Source organism: Micromonospora sp. NBC_00330 (genome assembly GCF_036136635.1).
GTDB classification, from domain to species: Bacteria; Actinomycetota; Actinomycetes; order Mycobacteriales; family Micromonosporaceae; genus Micromonospora; species Micromonospora salmantinae.
This window is the reverse complement of sequence record NZ_CP108012.1, coordinates 528,852-544,770: the sequence shown is the minus strand read 5'-3', so window position 1 is coordinate 544,770 and position 15,919 is coordinate 528,852. Positions and strand designations below refer to the sequence as shown.

At 72.5% G+C, this 15,919-nt stretch carries 19 protein-coding genes; 4 read left to right on the top strand and 15 right to left on the bottom strand.

All coding sequences use genetic code 11. From position 1 onward, the window contains the following. Positions 1 to 98: 98 nt before the first annotated feature. A complete protein-coding gene (locus OG598_RS02565) occupies positions 99 to 1,925 on the top strand; it encodes an AMP-dependent synthetase/ligase (RefSeq protein ID WP_328652857.1) in 1,827 nt (608 codons plus the stop codon). 45 nt (positions 1,926 to 1,970) lie between these two features. Here OG598_RS02565 and OG598_RS02560 read toward each other — a convergent pair whose 3' ends face one another. Both OG598_RS02560 and yczR read right to left on the bottom strand, forming a co-directional pair. Continuing rightward, a complete protein-coding gene (locus OG598_RS02560; protein WP_328652856.1) occupies positions 1,971 to 3,275 on the bottom strand; it encodes a low temperature requirement protein A in 1,305 nt (434 codons plus the stop codon). A gap of 88 nt (positions 3,276 to 3,363) precedes the next feature. Beyond that, complete coding sequence (gene yczR, locus OG598_RS02555; protein WP_328652855.1) at positions 3,364 to 4,818, bottom strand: MocR-like transcription factor YczR; 1,455 nt, start codon at positions 4,816 to 4,818, stop codon at positions 3,364 to 3,366. 59 nt (positions 4,819 to 4,877) lie between these two features. Between yczR and yczE the strand changes: the two genes are divergently transcribed. Together yczE and OG598_RS02545 are read left to right on the top strand one after the other, a co-directional pair. Further along, positions 4,878 to 5,549 carry a membrane protein YczE gene (yczE, locus tag OG598_RS02550; protein WP_328652854.1) on the top strand — a complete coding sequence of 224 codons (672 nt, stop codon included), beginning with the start codon at positions 4,878 to 4,880 and terminating at the stop codon, positions 5,547 to 5,549. Between the two features lie 101 nt (positions 5,550 to 5,650). Continuing rightward, positions 5,651 to 6,112 (top strand): hypothetical protein, encoded by a 462-nt coding sequence (locus OG598_RS02545; RefSeq protein ID WP_196924558.1) that lies wholly within the window; start codon positions 5,651 to 5,653, stop codon positions 6,110 to 6,112. Positions 6,113 to 6,117: 5 nt separating this feature from the next. On the opposite strand, the gene hisF is transcribed toward OG598_RS02545, so the two are convergent. From hisF to hisD, 12 genes are all read right to left on the bottom strand, one after another. Then, positions 6,118 to 6,885, bottom strand: coding sequence for an imidazole glycerol phosphate synthase subunit HisF (hisF, locus tag OG598_RS02540; RefSeq protein WP_210786192.1), 768 nt, complete (start codon positions 6,883 to 6,885; stop codon positions 6,118 to 6,120). A gap of 73 nt (positions 6,886 to 6,958) precedes the next feature. After that, the gene (locus OG598_RS02535; protein WP_328652853.1) at positions 6,959 to 7,954 is read right to left on the bottom strand and encodes an NADP-dependent oxidoreductase; all 996 of its coding nucleotides are present in this window, start codon (positions 7,952 to 7,954) and stop codon (positions 6,959 to 6,961) included. Positions 7,955 to 8,001: 47 nt separating this feature from the next. After that, a complete protein-coding gene (locus OG598_RS02530; RefSeq protein WP_328655251.1) occupies positions 8,002 to 8,433 on the bottom strand; it encodes an organic hydroperoxide resistance protein in 432 nt (143 codons plus the stop codon). 5 nt (positions 8,434 to 8,438) lie between these two features. Continuing rightward, positions 8,439 to 8,885: a MarR family winged helix-turn-helix transcriptional regulator gene (locus tag OG598_RS02525; protein ID WP_328652852.1), complete on the bottom strand. Its 447-nt coding sequence runs from the start codon at positions 8,883 to 8,885 to the stop codon at positions 8,439 to 8,441. An 81-nt stretch (positions 8,886 to 8,966) separates the two neighbouring features. Continuing rightward, a complete protein-coding gene (locus OG598_RS02520) occupies positions 8,967 to 9,356 on the bottom strand; it encodes a RidA family protein (RefSeq protein ID WP_328652851.1) in 390 nt (129 codons plus the stop codon). Further along, positions 9,353 to 10,078, bottom strand: coding sequence for a bifunctional 1-(5-phosphoribosyl)-5-((5-phosphoribosylamino)methylideneamino)imidazole-4-carboxamide isomerase/phosphoribosylanthranilate isomerase PriA (gene priA / locus OG598_RS02515; protein WP_091407754.1), 726 nt, complete (start codon positions 10,076 to 10,078; stop codon positions 9,353 to 9,355). The genes OG598_RS02520 and priA overlap by 4 nt, the downstream gene beginning before the upstream one ends. A gap of 14 nt (positions 10,079 to 10,092) precedes the next feature. Continuing rightward, complete coding sequence (locus OG598_RS02510; RefSeq protein WP_328652850.1) at positions 10,093 to 10,416, bottom strand: hypothetical protein; 324 nt, start codon at positions 10,414 to 10,416, stop codon at positions 10,093 to 10,095. A gap of 36 nt (positions 10,417 to 10,452) precedes the next feature. Then, the gene (gene hisH, locus OG598_RS02505; protein WP_328652849.1) at positions 10,453 to 11,085 is read right to left on the bottom strand and encodes an imidazole glycerol phosphate synthase subunit HisH; all 633 of its coding nucleotides are present in this window, start codon (positions 11,083 to 11,085) and stop codon (positions 10,453 to 10,455) included. A 13-nt stretch (positions 11,086 to 11,098) separates the two neighbouring features. Continuing rightward, positions 11,099 to 11,269: a hypothetical protein gene (locus OG598_RS02500; RefSeq protein ID WP_198041444.1), complete on the bottom strand. Its 171-nt coding sequence runs from the start codon at positions 11,267 to 11,269 to the stop codon at positions 11,099 to 11,101. Positions 11,270 to 11,327: 58 nt separating this feature from the next. Continuing rightward, complete coding sequence (hisB, locus tag OG598_RS02495; RefSeq protein WP_328652848.1) at positions 11,328 to 11,939, bottom strand: imidazoleglycerol-phosphate dehydratase HisB; 612 nt, start codon at positions 11,937 to 11,939, stop codon at positions 11,328 to 11,330. Next, a complete protein-coding gene (locus OG598_RS02490; protein WP_328652847.1) occupies positions 11,936 to 13,009 on the bottom strand; it encodes a histidinol-phosphate transaminase in 1,074 nt (357 codons plus the stop codon). Before OG598_RS02490 ends, hisB begins: the two co-directional genes overlap by 4 nt. After that, the gene (hisD, locus tag OG598_RS02485; RefSeq protein WP_328652846.1) at positions 13,006 to 14,331 is read right to left on the bottom strand and encodes a histidinol dehydrogenase; all 1,326 of its coding nucleotides are present in this window, start codon (positions 14,329 to 14,331) and stop codon (positions 13,006 to 13,008) included. The genes OG598_RS02490 and hisD overlap by 4 nt, the downstream gene beginning before the upstream one ends. A gap of 106 nt (positions 14,332 to 14,437) precedes the next feature. Here hisD and OG598_RS02480 point away from each other — a divergent pair, with 106 nt between their 5' ends. Continuing rightward, the gene (locus OG598_RS02480) at positions 14,438 to 15,145 is read left to right on the top strand and encodes an LON peptidase substrate-binding domain-containing protein (RefSeq protein WP_328652845.1); all 708 of its coding nucleotides are present in this window, start codon (positions 14,438 to 14,440) and stop codon (positions 15,143 to 15,145) included. Here the strand turns inward: OG598_RS02480 and OG598_RS02475 are convergent. Continuing rightward, the gene (locus OG598_RS02475; protein WP_328652844.1) at positions 15,060 to 15,890 is read right to left on the bottom strand and encodes a DUF2567 domain-containing protein; all 831 of its coding nucleotides are present in this window, start codon (positions 15,888 to 15,890) and stop codon (positions 15,060 to 15,062) included. The genes OG598_RS02480 and OG598_RS02475 overlap by 86 nt on opposite strands. Between the last annotated feature and the right edge of the window lie 29 nt (positions 15,891 to 15,919).

Below are 15,919 nucleotides of genomic sequence, written 5' to 3'. Positions count from 1 at the left end.
CACCAGGGCTAGCCGATGCACGGCAACAGGCAATACTCTTCGGTAACCATCATGACGTGACGACCGTCACGCCACCACCCCCGAAGGCGGCTACAGCGATGGCTCTCGATGTACCGTACCGCTCCATCCCGGACATGTTCCTCAAGCGCGTGGCGGCCACCCCCGACCGGAACGCGTTCGCGTCCCCGAACTCCGACGACTCGGGGCCGGTCTGGCTGACCTGGGCACAGGTCGGCCAGCGCGCCAAGGCGGTCGCCGCCGGCCTGCACGGCCTGGGCGTCGGCCAGGAGGACCCGGTCGCGATCCTCGCCAACACCCGGCTGGAATGGGTGATCGCCGACCTCGGCATCATGTGCGCCGGCGGCGCGACCACCACCGTCTACCCGACCACCGAGCCGGCCGACGCGACGTACATCATCGCCGACTCCGGGTCGAAGGTGCTGTTCGCGGAGAACCCGGCCCAGGCGGCGAAGATCGCCGGGGCGTCCCTGCCCGCGCTCACCCACGTGGTGCTCCTCGACGGCGCCGTCGACCCGAACGCCGCGATCGCGCAGTTGACGCTCGCCGACCTGGAGGAGCGCGGCACCCAGGCGCTGGCCGCCGAGCCGGAGCTGATCGACATGCTGGTGGCCGGCATCGGCCCGGACCACCTGGCCACCCTGATCTACACCTCCGGCACCACCGGCCAGCCCAAGGGCGTCGAGCTGCTGCACGGCGGCTGGTGCTGGGAGGCAGTGGCGCAGGCGGACGTCGGGCTGCTGCGCGACGACGACCTGCAGTACCTGTGGCTGCCGCTGGCCCACTCGTTCGGCAAGACCCTGCTCTGCGGCGCCATCCACGTCGGCCTGCCCACCTACGTCGACGGGCGGGTGGACAAGCTGGTCGACCTGCTCTCGGTCATCCGTCCGACGCTGATGTGCGGCGCTCCCCGGGTCTTCGAGAAGGTCTACAACAAGGCCGTGACCACCGCGCAGGGCGCCGGCGGCGCGAAGGCGAAGATCTTCGGCTGGGCCGTCGGCGTCGGCAAGGAGAAGATCGCCCTGGAGCAGGCCGGCAGGCCGGTGCCGGCCGGGCTGAAGCTGCGCTACGGGCTGGCCGAGAAGCTGGTGTTCAGCAAGCTCCAGGCCCGCCTGGGCGGCCGGATGCGGGTACTGGTGTCCGGCGCCGCGCCGCTCAGCCCGGAGATCGCCACCTTCTTCGCCGCCGCGAACCTGCCGATCTCCGAGGGCTACGGCCTGACCGAGACCAGTGCCGGCAACTTCGTCAACCCGCCGGCCGGGCTGCGCATCGGCACCGTGGGCCGGGCGATGGGCGACCTGGAGTGCAAGATCGACACCGACGGGGAGATCCTGGTGCGGGGTCGGCCGGTCATGCGCGGCTACCACAACCTGCCGGAGGAGACCGCCGCGTCGTTCACCGAGGACGGCTTCTTCCGTACCGGTGACATCGGCACGCTCGACGAGCAGGGCTACCTCCGCATCACCGACCGCAAGAAGGACCTGGTCAAGACCTCGGGCGGCAAGTACATCGCGCCGTCGCACATCGAGGGCATGTTCAAGGCCATCTGCCCGTACACCTCGCAGGCTGTCGTCGTCGGTCAGGCCCGCAACTTCTGCACGATGCTGGTCACCCTGGACCCGGACGCCATCCGGGGCTGGGTCGCCGGGGGCCCCCTCGAAGGGCGCAGCTACACCGAGATCGTCGCGTCGGCCGAGGCCCAGACGATGGTCGAGGAGTACGTCGCCCAGCTCAACGGCAAGCTCAACCGCTGGGAGACGATCAAGAAGGTGGCCATCCTGCCGCGCGACCTGACGATCGAGGACGGCGAGATCACCCCGTCGTTGAAGATCAAGCGGCGTGGGGTGGAGAGCAACTTCGCCGCCGAGATCGACAAGATGTACGCGGGCACGCTCGCCGAGCTGTGAGCTGACCGAGGGTCCCGTGTCGGCGAGAGAGCCGGCACGGGGCCCTCACAGGTGGTGGCCCCGCCACCTCGTGTGTTCCTCTTCCGCGGCAAGCTGCTCCTCGAGCGCCATCTGCCGGACCCCGGCCCGGCGCCGCGAGTCGACGACCGTCTGCGCGGCCACGGCCAGCGTCGTGGCCAGGGCCAACATGCCCAACGCGATCAGCTCGGGCAGCGACCCGGCAATCGGCACCAACGCGAACAGCAGCAGGATCCCGCCGATGGTGGGCCAGCGGGGGGCGCCGAGCGTCCGCCGGCCGAGCACGATGAGCGCGAGCAGGTAGAGCGCGACCCCACCGTAGAGCGCCAGCAGGTCGAAGCTCGGCAGCGGTATGCCCCAGCTCGGTGTGGTGGGATCGGCGCCTTCGTGGATCAACCCCTTGAGTCCGAGCGCGAACAGGATGATGCCGGCGATGACCGGCAGGTGCAGGTAGCTGTAGGCGTTCCGGGCCAGGATGGCACGGGCGTCCGGGTCGCGGGTGCGGTGCAGGGTCTGTTCCATGCCGAGCGCCAGGGTGTCGAAGTACGCCCACCACATCGCGGCGGCCACCGCGATGCCGAGCACCGCCGCGAACAGCACCGGCCAGGTCAGCGGCAGACCGGCGGTCTCGCCGGGACTGAACCCGAGCGCGATGATCGCCTCGCCGAGGGCGATCAGGACGATCTGACCGTGCCGCTCCGCCCAGTGCCCGGCGGAGAGCACTGTCCACCCGGTGCCCCGCAGCGCCAGTCCGGCCCCGTACTCCACGCCGAGGGCCGCGAGCCAGCACAGCAGGCGGGCCACCGACTCGGCTGTTCCGTCGAAGAGCCGCTGCGGCAGCAACCCGGCGACCACGATGAGGCTCGTGGCCACGAACGCCGGCAGGGCGAGCAGTTGCCAGCGTCGACGCACGTCGCGGTTCCGGCGGCCGATCCACAGGAAGATCACACTCTCGCTCACCCGGACCACGAAGTAGCAGGTCGCGAAGACCAGCGGACCGAACAGCCCACCGGGACGGTCGACGAACGCCTTCGGGAGACTCAGCGCCAGCACGAAGGCGGCGGCGATGGTGACGAAGCCGATCGCCGGGACGATGCCCTGGTCGGTGCGGATCAGGTTGCCCAGCACGGCGAACCCGGACCAGCACCACCAGAGCAGGGCGAGCAGCACCAGGCACTGGACCAGGCCACGGGCGGTCGGATTGCCGGCGGTCGCCGTGGTGACGTGCAAGAAGGCGAAGACGAAGACCAGGTCGTAGAAGAGTTCGAGCGGCGTCGCCCGTGAGCCCGGCGCACTCCGGCGGACCCTGCGTGTCCCGCCACCCTGGTCCACCAGGAGAGTCTGGCAGCCGAACCAGGGCGAATGACATATTCCCGGCATAATGGTGCCGACGGATGCCGATGGTTGGCTGGGCGCCGGCTCAGGCGATGACGGCCGGCTCGCGCCACCGCTGGCGGCCGGCGCGGTCCAGGTCGTAGCGGATCGCCGCGATCCGCCCGACGGCCTCCACGAGGTCCGCCGCGGGAAGGGTGAAGGGCAGCCGCAGGAAGCGCTCCAGGGTGCCGTCCAGGCCGAACCGGGGGCCGGGGGCCAGCCGTACGCCGACCTCCTCCGCGGCCCGGGCCAGCGCGCTCGAGACCGGGCCGTCCAACTCGGCCCAGAGTGTCACTCCACCCCGTGGCACTGTGACCCGCCACTCCGGCAGTTGGTGCGCCAGCGCACCGAGCAGGGCGTCCCGTTGGACGGCCAACTGGACGCGGCGGTCGGCGACGATGGCCTCGGCGTCGGCGAGCAGGTGCACCGCGACCAGTTGGTCCAGCACCGGGCTGGCCATGTCGACCCCGACCCGCACGGCGGCCAGCCGCTGCACCTGCGGCGCGGACGCGCGCACCCAGCCGATCCGCAGGCCACCCCAGTAGGGCTTGCTCATCCCGCCGATGCTGACCACCCGGCTGTGCCGGTCGTAGGTGGCGACCGGGGGTGGCACCTCGGTGCCGTCCATCGACAGGTCCACGAAGGACTCGTCGATGATCAGATCGGTGCCGACCGCGTGCGCGGTGGCCACCACACGCTCGCGCAGTGCGGCGGGCATCAGGTGCCCCGTCGGGTTCTGGAACTCGGGGATCAGGTAGGCCAGCTTGGGTCGGGTCTGTCGGAGACTGCCCAGCAGCAGGTCGGGCTCCCAGCCGGCGTCGGCGGCCAGCCCGTGGGTGCTGATCCGGGCCCGCCGGCCGGCCAGCGCGGCGAGGGCGTTGGGGTAGGTCGGGGACTCGACCAGCACGGTGCCGCCCGGGGCCAGGGCGAGCCGCAGCACCAGATCCAGTGCATGCTGGGTGCCGCTGGTGACCATGATCTGGTCGGCCGAGGTGGGCAGACCCCGGGCGGTGTACGCGTCGGCCACCGCCTCGCGCAGCTCGATGATGCCGGTCGGGTGGTAACCGGCCCCGCTCAGGTAGCGGGGCAGGTCCTCGGCGGCGGCCCGCGCGGCCGACAGCAGTTGCGGCGGTGCGGCCAGCGCGGCGACGCCGAGGTCGAGCATCTCCCGGTCGTCCAGCGGGGTCCACAGGCCGGTGCTGGCCACCCGGTGGTTGCCGGGCAGCATCGTCCAGCTACCGGCGCCCCGCCGGCTGGCCAGGTGCCCGGTCTCGCGTAGCTGCCGGTAGGCGGCGGTGACAGTGGTCCGGCTGATCCGCAGCGCCTCGGCCAGCTCCCGTTCGGCCGGGAGGCGGACGCCCAGCGGCAGCCGGCCGTCGGCGAGCAGCCCGCGCACCGAGCCGGCCAGCGCGGCGTAGTCGGGGCTGCGGCGGCGGCCCGGGAGTGCATGCCACTGCCCGAGCAGACGGGCCAATTGGACGCCACGCACCTGCCCGGTCATAGCCACTCCTCGGATATTGGCTTCTTCCTCGACGAGGATTGGCACCTAGGGTGGCATGCATGGCACTGCTTGGCAATCTGCGGCACCGGCCGGTTCGACGGTTGGTCCAGCTCTACCTCGGGCTCACCGTCTACGGCGTCAGCATGGCCCTGATGATCCGCTCCGATCTGGGCCTCGACCCGTGGGACGTGTTCCACCAGGGGCTCTCCGAGTTGACCGGGCTCTCCTTCGGCACCGTCACCATCGCCGTCGGCGCGCTGGTCCTGCTGCTCTGGATCCCGCTGCGGCAGCGGCCCGGCCTCGGCACGGTCAGCAACGTCGTGGTGATCGGCCTGGTCGTGGACGCCACACTGGCCCTGCTACCCGCGGGTGGCCCGTTCAGCGTCCGGATCGCGATGCTGATCACCGGGATCGTCGCCAACGGCGCCGCCACCGCCCTCTACCTCGGCGCCCGGTTGGGGCCCGGCCCCCGTGACGGTCTGATGACCGGGTACGTGGCCCGCCGGCCCGGCCGGTCGATCCGACTGGTGCGCACCGTCATCGAGGTCACAGTGCTGGCGCTGGGCGCGCTGCTCGGCGGCACCGTCGGCGTGGGAACCGTCGCGTACGCGCTGGCCATCGGCCCGTTGGCGCAGTTCTTCATCCCGCTGTTCGCCGTGCCGGAGGGCACCGCGCCGGACAGCGCCGCGCCCCCGCCGGGCGACCCCGCGCCGGCCACCCCGGCCGGCTGAACCCTCACCGACCGTCCGCGAACCGGTACGTGGCGGTGGTGCCGCGCACCGGTTGGCGGGTGGGTGTTCCCTTCCGCGACGCGCGCCGTCATCATCTCTGCATGGGGGAGAACGGTTGGCGCTGGAACGACGCCTGGATCTTCGTGTCGCTCGTCATCGCGAGCGGGGCCGGACGGCACCGTCGGTCGGCGACAAGCCGGCGGCCGGAGGGCGTCCGCCTGACCGACGTGCTCTCCACAGCCGACCACCTCAACCACGCGATTCCGCAGCGACACGAGGTGGAGGCCGCGGTCCAGCGGCTGGTCGGCGCAGGGCTGGTCAGCGTCGCCGACGGCTGGTTCCGGATCACCGCCGAGGGTGAGCAGCTGTGGCGTACCCGCCCGCGCGCGGGTGTGGCGACCATGGTGGACACCGTGCAGGGTGTGTTGACCCGCCGGCACGCGCCCGGCAGCGCGGACTGGATCCTGGACGAGGCCGACCACGCGGCTGCCGTTCAGGAATACGCGGTCCGTTCGATTCCCAGCCCGCGTCGGTCACCGGAGGGGCACTCCGGCGAGCGCTGAGCTGCTCAGCGCACCGGATGGCCGCCGAGGCGCAGTGCGTCCTTGACCTCGGCGACGGTCAGCTCGCCGAAGTGGAAGACGCTGGCGGCGAGCACCGCGTCCGCGCCGGCGCCGATCGCTGGCGGAAAGTGGGCCACCTCGCCGGCGCCTCCACTGGCCACCACCGGCACGTCCACCACCGCGCGCACCGCGGCGATCAGTTCCAGGTCGAAGCCCGCCTTGGTGCCGTCGGCGTCCATCGAGTTGAGCAGGATCTCCCCCGCGCCCAACTCGGCGCCCCGGTGCGCCCACCACACGGCGTCGATGCCGGTGCCACGCCGACCCCCGTGGGTGGTGACCTCGAACCCGCTGGGGGTGATGTCGGTCGGGGCCCGGCGCACGTCGAGGGAGAGCACGAGCACCTGCCGGCCGAACCGGTCGGCGATCTCGGCGATCAGCTCCGGACGGGCGATGGCGGCGGTGTTCACGCCGACCTTGTCCGCGCCGGCGCGCAGCAGCGTGTCCACGTCGGCGACCTGCCGGACCCCACCGCCGACGGTCAGCGGGATGAACACCGACTCGGCGGTGCGGCGCACCACGTCGAGCATGGTGCCCCGGTCGCTGGACGACGCCGTGACGTCGAGGAAGGTCAACTCGTCAGCGCCGGCCCGGTCGTACGCGGCGGCCAGCTCCACCGGGTCGCCGGCGTCACGCAGGTCGAGGAAGTTGACCCCCTTGACCACCCGCCCGGCGTCCACGTCCAGACAGGGGATCACCCGTACCGCCACCGTCATGCCGCGAGCCTATCCTCCACACACGGCGCGGCGGTCGACCCGATCGGGTCGACCGCCGCGAGAGAGCTCTGCGTCACACCTTGACGAGCATCTTGCCGAGGTTGTCGCCGCGCAGTACGCCGATGAACGCCTCCGGTGCGTTCTCGATGCCGTCCACGATCGTCTCGTCGTAGGACAGCGTGCCGTCGCGCAACCAGCCCGAGACGTCGCGCACGAACGCCGCCCGCACGTCGTTGTGGTCGTTGACCAGGAAGCCGCGCAGGGTGAGCCGCTTGCCGATGACCAGCGCCAGGTTGCGCGGGGCGGCCGGCGGCTCGGTGGCGTTGTACTGCGAGATCATGCCGCAGATGGCGGCCCGGCCGTGCAGGTTCATGGCCGAGATCGCGGCCTCCAGGTGGTCACCGCCGACGTTGTCGAAGTAGACGTCGACGCCGTCCGGGGCGGCCGCCCGCAGCGACTCGCGGACCCCGTCGTGGTAGTCGAAGGCGGCGTCGAAGCCCAGCGCCCGCAGCCGCTCGACCTTGGCCGGCGAGCCGGCACTGCCGATCACCCGGCCGGCGCCCTTGAGCTTGGCGATCTGGCCGACCAGGCTGCCCACCGCGCCGGCCGCGGCGGAGACGAAGACCGTCTCGCCGGGCTTCATCGCGGCCACCTCCAGCAGACCGGCGTACGCGGTCAACCCGGTCATGCCGAGCACGCTCAGGTACGCGCTGACCGGGGCGATGCTCGGGTCGACGGGGCGGGCCGCGGCGGCGTCGAGCAGCGCGTACTCCCGCCAGCCCAGCCCATGCAGGACTGTGGTCCCGACGGCGACGTCCGCCGCCTCGCTGGCCACCACCTCACCGATCGCGGCGCCGTCGAGCGGCGCGTCGAGCGCGAACGGCGGCACGTACGACTTGACGTCGTTCATCCGTCCGCGCATGTACGGGTCGACGGACATGTACTGGTTGCGGACCACGATCTGGCCCGGCCCGGGCGTCGGAACCTCGGTCTCGACGAGCCGGAAGGTGTCTTCGGTGGGCCAGCCCTGCGGGCGGCTGGCCAGGTGGATCTCGCGGTTGCTGGTCACGGGGTGGTCGTCCTCTCGTCCGCGGATGGGGGCCTGGGGGCGGGAGGTCACGCGGACAGGGTCTCGCGGACGGTCAGGGTGACGTCGACGTTGCCACGGGTGGCGTTGGAGTACGGGCAGACCTGGTGGGCCTGCTCGACGATCTGCTCGGCGACCTCGCGGGGCGCGGCGGGCAGGTCGACGACGAGCTGCACGGTGAGCCCGAAGCCGCCGCTGCCGTTCGGGCCGATGCCCACCTCGGCGTCGACCACGGAACCGGTCACGTCGGCCTTGGCCCGGCGGGCCACCAGCCGCAGCGCGCTGTGGAAGCAGGCCGCGTAACCGGCGGCGAAGAGCTGCTCGGGGTTGGCCGCGCCACCGGCGCCGCCCATCTCCTTCGGCACGGCCAGATCGAGTGCGAACGTGCCGTCGGAGGTCTCGACGTGACCGTCCCGGCCGTCGCCGGTGGCGGTCGCGGACGCGGTGTAGACAACCTGCATGGTGGTCACTGCTCCTTCTGTCGGTGGATGGTGTCGGTGACCCGGGTGAGGGTGTCGCGCAGCGCGACGAGCTCGTCGAAGCCCAGCCCGGTGGCCTGCGCGATCCGCATCGGGACGTCGCAGACCCGCTCGCGCAACGCCCGGCCCTGCTCGGTGAGGCCCACCTCGACCCGCCGCTCGTCGCGGGCCGACCGCCGCCGCACCACCAGGCCCGCCCCCTCCAGCCGCTTGAGCAGCGGGGAGAGCGTGCCGGAGTCCAGCCGCAGCTCGGCGCCCAACTCGGACACCGTGGGGGCGTCGTCGGGACGCTCCCAGAGCACCAGCAGCGCCAGGTACTGCGGGTAGGTCAACCCGACCTCGTCGAGGATCGGCCGGTAGACGTCGGTCAGTGCGCGCGACGCGGCGTAGAGCGCGAAGCACACCTGCCGGCGCAGCACCAGGTCATCGGTCACCGCTGAACCGTAGCCCACAATTAAGTTGTGCACAACTTATCGGGCCGCAGGACAGGCCGGCAGGCCGCCCGGGCACGTACCTCAGCGATCGCCGAGGTACGCCTCCAACTCCACCTCGACCAGGTGCTCCGGGTCCAACAGACCGGCCACCACCACCAGGGTCGCCGCCGGCCGGACCGCGCCGAAAACCACGTTGTGCGCCCGGCCCACCTCGTCGGCGTGCAGCCGGTCCGTCACGTACATCCTGGTCCGGACCACGTCGCCCGGCTCCGCACCCACCTCGGCGAGCGCGGCCAACCCGATCCGCAGCGCCTGCGCGGTCTGCGCGGCCGCGTCACCGACGTGCACCACCCGGCCGTCCACAGTCGCCGTGCAACCAGCCGTCCAGGCCCACTCACCGGCCCGGACCACCCGGGAGTACCCGTAGCGCTGCTCCCACGGGCCGCCCGACCCCAGCCGGGTCGTCGTCACGCCTCGGCCAGCGTCCGCAGCGCCTCGGCCACGGTGAACGCACCCGCGTAGAGCGCCTTGCCAGCGATCACGCCCTCCACCCCGGCCGACTCCAGAGTCGCCAACGCTCGCAGGTCGTCCAGGGTGGACACCCCACCCGAGGCGATCACCGGCCGGTCCGTACGGGCACACACCTCGCGCAGCAGATCCAGGTTCGGCCCGCGCATCGTCCCGTCCTTGGTGATGTCGGTGACCACGTACCGACTCGCGCCCGCCTTGTCCAGCCGCTCCAGCACCTCGTACAGGTCGCCACCGTCGCGGGTCCAACCCCGCGCCGACAGGGTGTGACCCCGCACGTCCAGCCCGATGGCCACCCGGTCGCCGTACTCCGCGACCACCCGGTCACACCAGACCGGGTCCTCCAGAGCGGCGGTCCCGATGTTCACCCGGGCCGCACCGGTACCCAGCGCCGCGCGCAGCGACTCGTCGTCACGGATGCCACCGGAGAGCTCCACCTTCACGTCCAACTGCCGCACCACCTCCGCGAGCAGGTGCGCGTTGGTGCCCCGACCGAACGCCGCGTCCAGGTCGACCAGGTGGATCCACTCCGCGCCGTCCTGCTGCCAGGCCAGCGCCGCGTCCAACGGGTCGCCGTAGATGCTCTCGCTTCCGACGGCGCCCTGCACGAGCCGGACGGCCCGGCCGTCAGCGACGTCCACGGCGGGTAACAGGGTGAGGCTCAAGGTCTTCTCCTCGATCAGGTACGACGGTCCAGGGCGATCACCACGATCGCCGGCAGTACGAGCAGCAAGAGCACGATCAGCGCGATACGCAACGCCAGGTTGTCGACGAACGTCCAGATCAGGAGTACCGCCGCGCCGGTGAGCAGCACTATCGCGGCCCGCTCACCCCGAGTGTGCCGGGCCAGCCGCCCGGAGCGACCCCGCCGCAGCCGCGGCGTCAAGGTGCGGACCACCGCGCGACGACGTTGCCGCCGGGCGACCTGGCGCTGCCGGACCGCCCGTTCCCGGGCCTGCTCCGCCTCCCGCTCCGCCCGCCGGCGGGCGCGCTCCCGGCTCACCGCGACGCCCGCCGCTCGGACACCGCGCGACGGCGCTCAGTCACCGCTGGGCAACGTGGCGAGCCAGTTGCGCAGCAGCGCGGCACCGGTGTCGGCGGACTTCTCCGGGTGGAACTGGGCCGCCGACAACGAGCCACGCTCCACCGCCGCGACGAAATCCGTGTCGTGGTGGGCGGTGGTCACGGTGGCACCGGCAGCGGCCAGCGCCGCCGGGTCGCCCATCGCGTACGAGTGGACGAAGTAGAACCGGCTCTGCTCCGTCAACCCCGCGAACAGCACCGACTCCCGCGGAGCCCGGACCGTGTTCCAGCCCATGTGCGGCAACCGGGTGGCGGCCAGCCGGGTCACCCCGCCGGGCAGCAACCCCAGCCCCTTGGTCACCACGCCGTGCTCGTCACCGTGCTCGAAGAGCACCTGCATGCCCACACAGATGCCGAGCACCGGCCGGCCGGCAGCCACCCGCTCGGCGATCACCGGACCGGCGCCCAGCGCCTCGATCCCCGCCATGCACGCCGCGTACGCGCCCACACCCGGCACCACCAGACCATCTGCGGCAGCCGCCGCGGCCAGGTCGTCGGTCACCCGGACGTCCGCTCCAGCGGCGGCCAGCGCCCGCTCCGCCGAACGCAGGTTGCCCGAGCCGTAGTCGAGCACCACCACGCCACTCATGTCGTCACCCCGATCACCCGTTCTCCGGCAGCAGCCGCAGCACCCCGGCGACAGTGGCGAGCACCGCGAGCCCCGCGGTGATCAGCACGGCGGCCTTCGGCGCGCCCTGCCGGTAGAGCGACCAGGTGCCGCCCACCAGCACCCCGGCCAGGATCAGCAGCAACGTCGGCAACGCGGCACCCATCAGAGCTGCCTTCCATTCGCGGCTGCGGGGCTCCGCTGCGCTGCACTCCTCGCGCTCATCAGAGCGCGCCCTTCGTGCTCGGGATCGCCCCGGCGGAACGCGGGTCGATCGCTGTGGCCTCGCGCAACGCGCGGGAGACCGCCTTGAACTGCGCCTCCACCACGTGGTGCGCGTCCGGGTGACCACCCGGCCGAGCCGCCCGCAGCACGTCGACGTGCAGCGTGACCCGGGCCGCCTGACCGAAGGACTCCCAGATGTGCCGGGTCATGCTTGTCGCGTACACCGGCCCGATGTACGGGGCGAGCACCGGCTCGTCGTGCACCACGTACGGCCGACCGGAGAGGTCCACCGCGGCCCGGACCAGCACCTCGTCCATCGGCACCGTCGCCGAGCCGTACCGCCGGATGCCGGCCTTGTCGCCCAGCGCCTGGTCGAACGCCGCACCCAGGGCGAGCGCGGTGTCCTCGATCGTGTGGTGCGCGTCGATCTCCAGGTCGCCCACAGTGCGCACGGTCAGGTCGAAGCCGCCGTGCCGGGCGATCTGGTGCAGCATGTGGTCGTAGAAGCCGACGCCGGTGCTGATCTCGGCGGCACCGGTGCCGTCGAGATCGATCTCGACGAGGACCTTGGTCTCCTTGGTGATCCGTTCCACCCGGGCGGTCCGACTCATTGCGAAGTCTCCATTGCAGAAAGAAAGGCGTCGGTCTCGGCGGCGGTGCCGGCGGTCACCCGCAGCCAGCCGGGCAGGCCGACGTCACGGACCAGCACCCCCTGCGCCAGCAGGGCGTTCCAGACGATGGTCTGGTCGCCGCCCACCTCGAAGAGCACGAAGTTGGCGTCGCTGTCGGCGACCCGCAACCCCCGCTCGCGCAGCGTCGCCACGATCCGGTCCCGCTGCGCCATGATCGCGCTCACCGTACCGAGAAGGGCGTCGCGGTGGGCCACCGCCGCGCGTGCGGCGGCCTGGGTGAGCGCGGAGAGATGGTACGGCAAACGGACGAGCTGCACCGCCCGCACGACCGCCGGGTCGGCGGCCAGGTAACCCAGCCGGCCACCGGCGAAGCCGAACGCCTTGCTCATCGTCCGGGTGACCACCAGCCGCGGGTGGCCGGGCAGCACCGCGAGGGCGCTGATCGTCCCGGGCCGGGCGAACTCGGCGTACGCCTCGTCCACGACCACCATGCCCGGCGCGACGTCGAGCACCGCGGCGATCACCGCCGGGTCCAGTGCCGTGCCGGTGGGGTTGTTCGGCGAGCAGAGGAACACCACGTCCGGCCGGTGCTCGCGGACCTGGGCGACCGCGTCCTCGGCGGTCAACCCGAAGTCGACGCCGCGCGCGGCGGGCACCCACCGGGTGCTGGTGCCGAGGGCCAGCAGCGGGTGCATCGAGTACGCCGGAACGAAACCGAGCGCGGTGCGCCCCGGCCCGCCGAACGCCTGGAGCAGCTGCTGCTGGATCTCGTTGGAGCCGTTGGCCGCCCACACCTGGTCGACGGTGAGCCCGTGCCCGAGATATTCGGCCAGGTCGGCACGGAGCGCCACCGCGTCCCGGTCCGGGTAGCGGTTCAGCTCGCGCAACTCGGCCGCGAGCGCCTTGCCGATCGCCTCGACCACCGGCTCCGGCACCGGGTGGGAATTCTCGTTGGTGTTGAGCCGCACCGGCACGTCCAACTGCGGCGCCCCGTACGGCGACAGCCCCCGCAGGTCGGCCCGGATCGGCAGATCGTCCAGGCTGGTCACGCCGGTCCTCCACCCGGGAAGCGGGCCTGGACAGCCTGGCCGTGCGCGGGCAGGTCCTCCACGTTGGCCAGGGTGACCACGTGCGGGGCCACGTCGCGCAGCGCGGCCTCGGTGTATTCGATCAGGTGCACACCGCGCAGGAACGACTGCACGGACAGGCCGGAGGAGTGCCGGGCGCAGCCGCCGGTGGGCAGCACGTGGTTGGAGCCGGCGCAGTAGTCGCCGAGCGACACCGGCGACCAGGCGCCCACGAAGATCGCTCCGGCGTTGCGGACCCGCAGCGCCCACTCCCGAGCGTCGACCGTCTGGATCTCCAGGTGCTCGGCCGCGTACGCGTCGACCACCCGCAGCCCCGCCTCGAGGTCGTCGACCAGGACCACGCCGCTCTGCTCACCGGTCAGCGCCGTGGTGACCCGCTCGGTGTGCTTGGTCGCCGCCACCTGCCGGGCCAACTCCGCCTCGACGGCCTCGACCAGCGCCACCGACGGGGTGACCAGCACGCTCGCGGCGAGCGGGTCGTGCTCGGCCTGACTGATCAGGTCTGCGGCCACGTGCGCCGGGTCGGCGGTGTCGTCGGCCAGGATGGCGATCTCGGTCGGCCCGGCCTCGGCGTCGATGCCGACCACGCCGCGCAGCAGCCGCTTGGCGGCGGTCACCCAGATGTTGCCGGGGCCGGTGATCAGGTCGACGGGGTCGCACCGCAGCTCACCCGCCGGGTCCACCGCCGCGCCGTACGCCAGCATCGCCACCGCGTGAGCCCCGCCCACCGCGTACACCTCGTCGACGCCGAGCAGCGCGCACGCGGCGAGCACCCGGGCATCGGGCAGGCCGCCGTTGTCCTTCTGCGGCGGGCTGACCACCACCAGCGAGCGCACCCCGGCCGCCTGGGCGGGCACCACGTTCATCACCACTGTCGACGGGTACATCGCCAGGCCACCGGGCACGTAGAGGCCGACCCGGTCGACCGGCAGCCACCGCTCGGTGACGGTGCCGCCGGGCACCACCTTCGTGATGTGGTCGGTGCGCCGCTGGTCGGCGTGCACCCGACGGGCCCGGGCGATGGACTCCAGCAGCGCGGCACGCACCGCCGGGTCGAGCACCCCCTCCGCCTCGGTGATCGCCTCGACCGGCACCCGCAGCACCTCCGGGGAGATGCCGTCGAACCGCTCGCTCGCCTCCCGGATCGCTGGGTACCCATGCTCACGGACCGCCTCCACCAGCGGCCGGATGCGCTCGACGGCGACGGACACGTCGAGCTGGGCACGGGGCAGCAGGCGGCGCGGGTCACCGAGACCGTCGCGCAGGTCGATCCGATTCAGCACCCTTGCGAGTCTAGGCGGCCGGCCCGACGTCCACCCGAGCCGCCCGTCCGCCGGGACGGTGAGCCGGGCCACGCCCCCGGTGCCGAGATTGGTTAGGCTCGACCATGTGACCGCACGGCTGCCGGTTTTCCCGCTCGCAACGGTGCTCTTTCCCGGGTTGGTGCTGCCGCTGCACATCTTCGAGGAGCGCTACCGGGCGCTGGTCCGGCACCTGGTCAGCCTGCCCGACGGCGCCCCGCGCGAGTTCGGCGTGGTGGCCATCCAGGCCGGCTGGGAGGTCGCGCCCGCCGGTCCCGCCGGCGCCCCGGCCTCATCGAACGCCGGCGAGGTGACGCTGCACGAGGTGGGTTGCACCGCCGAGCTGCGCCAGGTGACCGAATTGGCCGACGGTGGTTTCGACATCGTCACCGTCGGCCGCCGCCGGTTCCGCATCGCCGAGGTCGACGACAGCGCCGAGCCCTACCTGACCGCCGACGTCGAGTGGCTGCCCGACCCGGGCGGCCCGGACGAGGTGGCCGACCTGCTGGCCGCCCGGGTGATCGCGGTCTTCCGGCAGTACCTCGGCCTGATCCGCTCCGACCCGGAGGAGATCTCCGAGCAGTTGCCGGAGGACCCGACAGTGCTCTCGCACCTGGTGGCGGCGACCGCGGCGCTCACCGTCGACGACCGCCAACGGCTGCTGGCCATCGACGACACCGCCTCCCGGCTCCGCGCCGAGCTGCGGTTGCTCAACCGCGAGGCGGCTCTGCTGCGTCAGGTGCGGGCGGTTCCGGTGCCGCTGTCGGAGCTGGCGTCCCCGCCGACACCCAACTGAACTCCCCCGGCTCGGGCTCCGGGCGTAGCCCCGGCCACCGCGACCAACCGGCCAGCAGGGTGTACATGACAGCGGCACCGAACGCCGGCAGCAGCAGGTTGCCGTGCGGCACCGGCAGCACGCCGAGCAGCCAGTCCACCCCACCGGCCCGCAGGTCGGCGGGTTTGCTGAAGGCCTGCCCGGCCGGGGCGGTCGCCAGCAGCCGGTCGAAGGTGGCCAGACCGATCCGCCGACCCACCTGCCAGGCCACCGGCGCGGCGACCAGGGTGCCGAGCACCGCGGCGAGCAACCCGACCGGGCCGCGCCGCCGACGCAGCACGAACCACAGGACGAGCGCCACGAGCAGCCCGAAGGCGAGCCCGAGCAGGCTGAACCAACCGTCGGCGGCGATCGGCTGCTCCGGTTGCGGCTCGGCGTAGATCGCCCCCTCGGCGGTCTTGAGCACCGGGGTGTCCGGCGCGAGCACTGCCCAGAGCAGGCCGAGGGGAACACCCAGCGCGGCCAGCGCGAGCACGACGCCCAGCACCGTCGCCAGGGCACGCAGCGGACGACGCGGTTCGTCGAACCGAAGCTCCAGCGAGCTCTGGTACGCCGCCGAGGCCGGCAGGTGGCCCGGACCGAACTCGCCCGGCGCCGTCCCGGCCGACGGGTCCACCTCCGGCGGTTTCGCGTCCGGCGTACGGGGTGGCGCGGGTTGGTCGGGCTCGTCGACGGGCCGCTCACGGTCGGGGTTGTCCGGGCTCACCCGATGATCCTCTCAGGCCCGGTGCGCGT

What these genes read in the sequence shown, in the direction of transcription:
- OG598_RS02565 (WP_328652857.1), top strand. Translation starts at nt 99, where the DNA reads ATGGCTCTCGATGTACCGTACCGCTCCATCCCGGACATGTTCCTCAAG.
- yczR (WP_328652855.1), bottom strand. Translation starts at nt 4,818, where the DNA reads ATGACCGGGCAGGTGCGTGGCGTCCAATTGGCCCGTCTGCTCGGGCAG.
- yczE (WP_328652854.1), top strand. Translation starts at nt 4,878, where the DNA reads ATGGCACTGCTTGGCAATCTGCGGCACCGGCCGGTTCGACGGTTGGTC.
- OG598_RS02545 (WP_196924558.1), top strand. Translation starts at nt 5,651, where the DNA reads ATGGGGGAGAACGGTTGGCGCTGGAACGACGCCTGGATCTTCGTGTCG.
- hisF (WP_210786192.1), bottom strand. Translation starts at nt 6,885, where the DNA reads ATGACGGTGGCGGTACGGGTGATCCCCTGTCTGGACGTGGACGCCGGG.
- OG598_RS02530 (WP_328655251.1), bottom strand. Translation starts at nt 8,433, where the DNA reads ATGCAGGTTGTCTACACCGCGTCCGCGACCGCCACCGGCGACGGCCGG.
- hisH (WP_328652849.1), bottom strand. Translation starts at nt 11,085, where the DNA reads ATGAGTGGCGTGGTGGTGCTCGACTACGGCTCGGGCAACCTGCGTTCG.
- OG598_RS02500 (WP_198041444.1), bottom strand. Translation starts at nt 11,269, where the DNA reads ATGGGTGCCGCGTTGCCGACGTTGCTGCTGATCCTGGCCGGGGTGCTG.
- hisB (WP_328652848.1), bottom strand. Translation starts at nt 11,939, where the DNA reads ATGAGTCGGACCGCCCGGGTGGAACGGATCACCAAGGAGACCAAGGTC.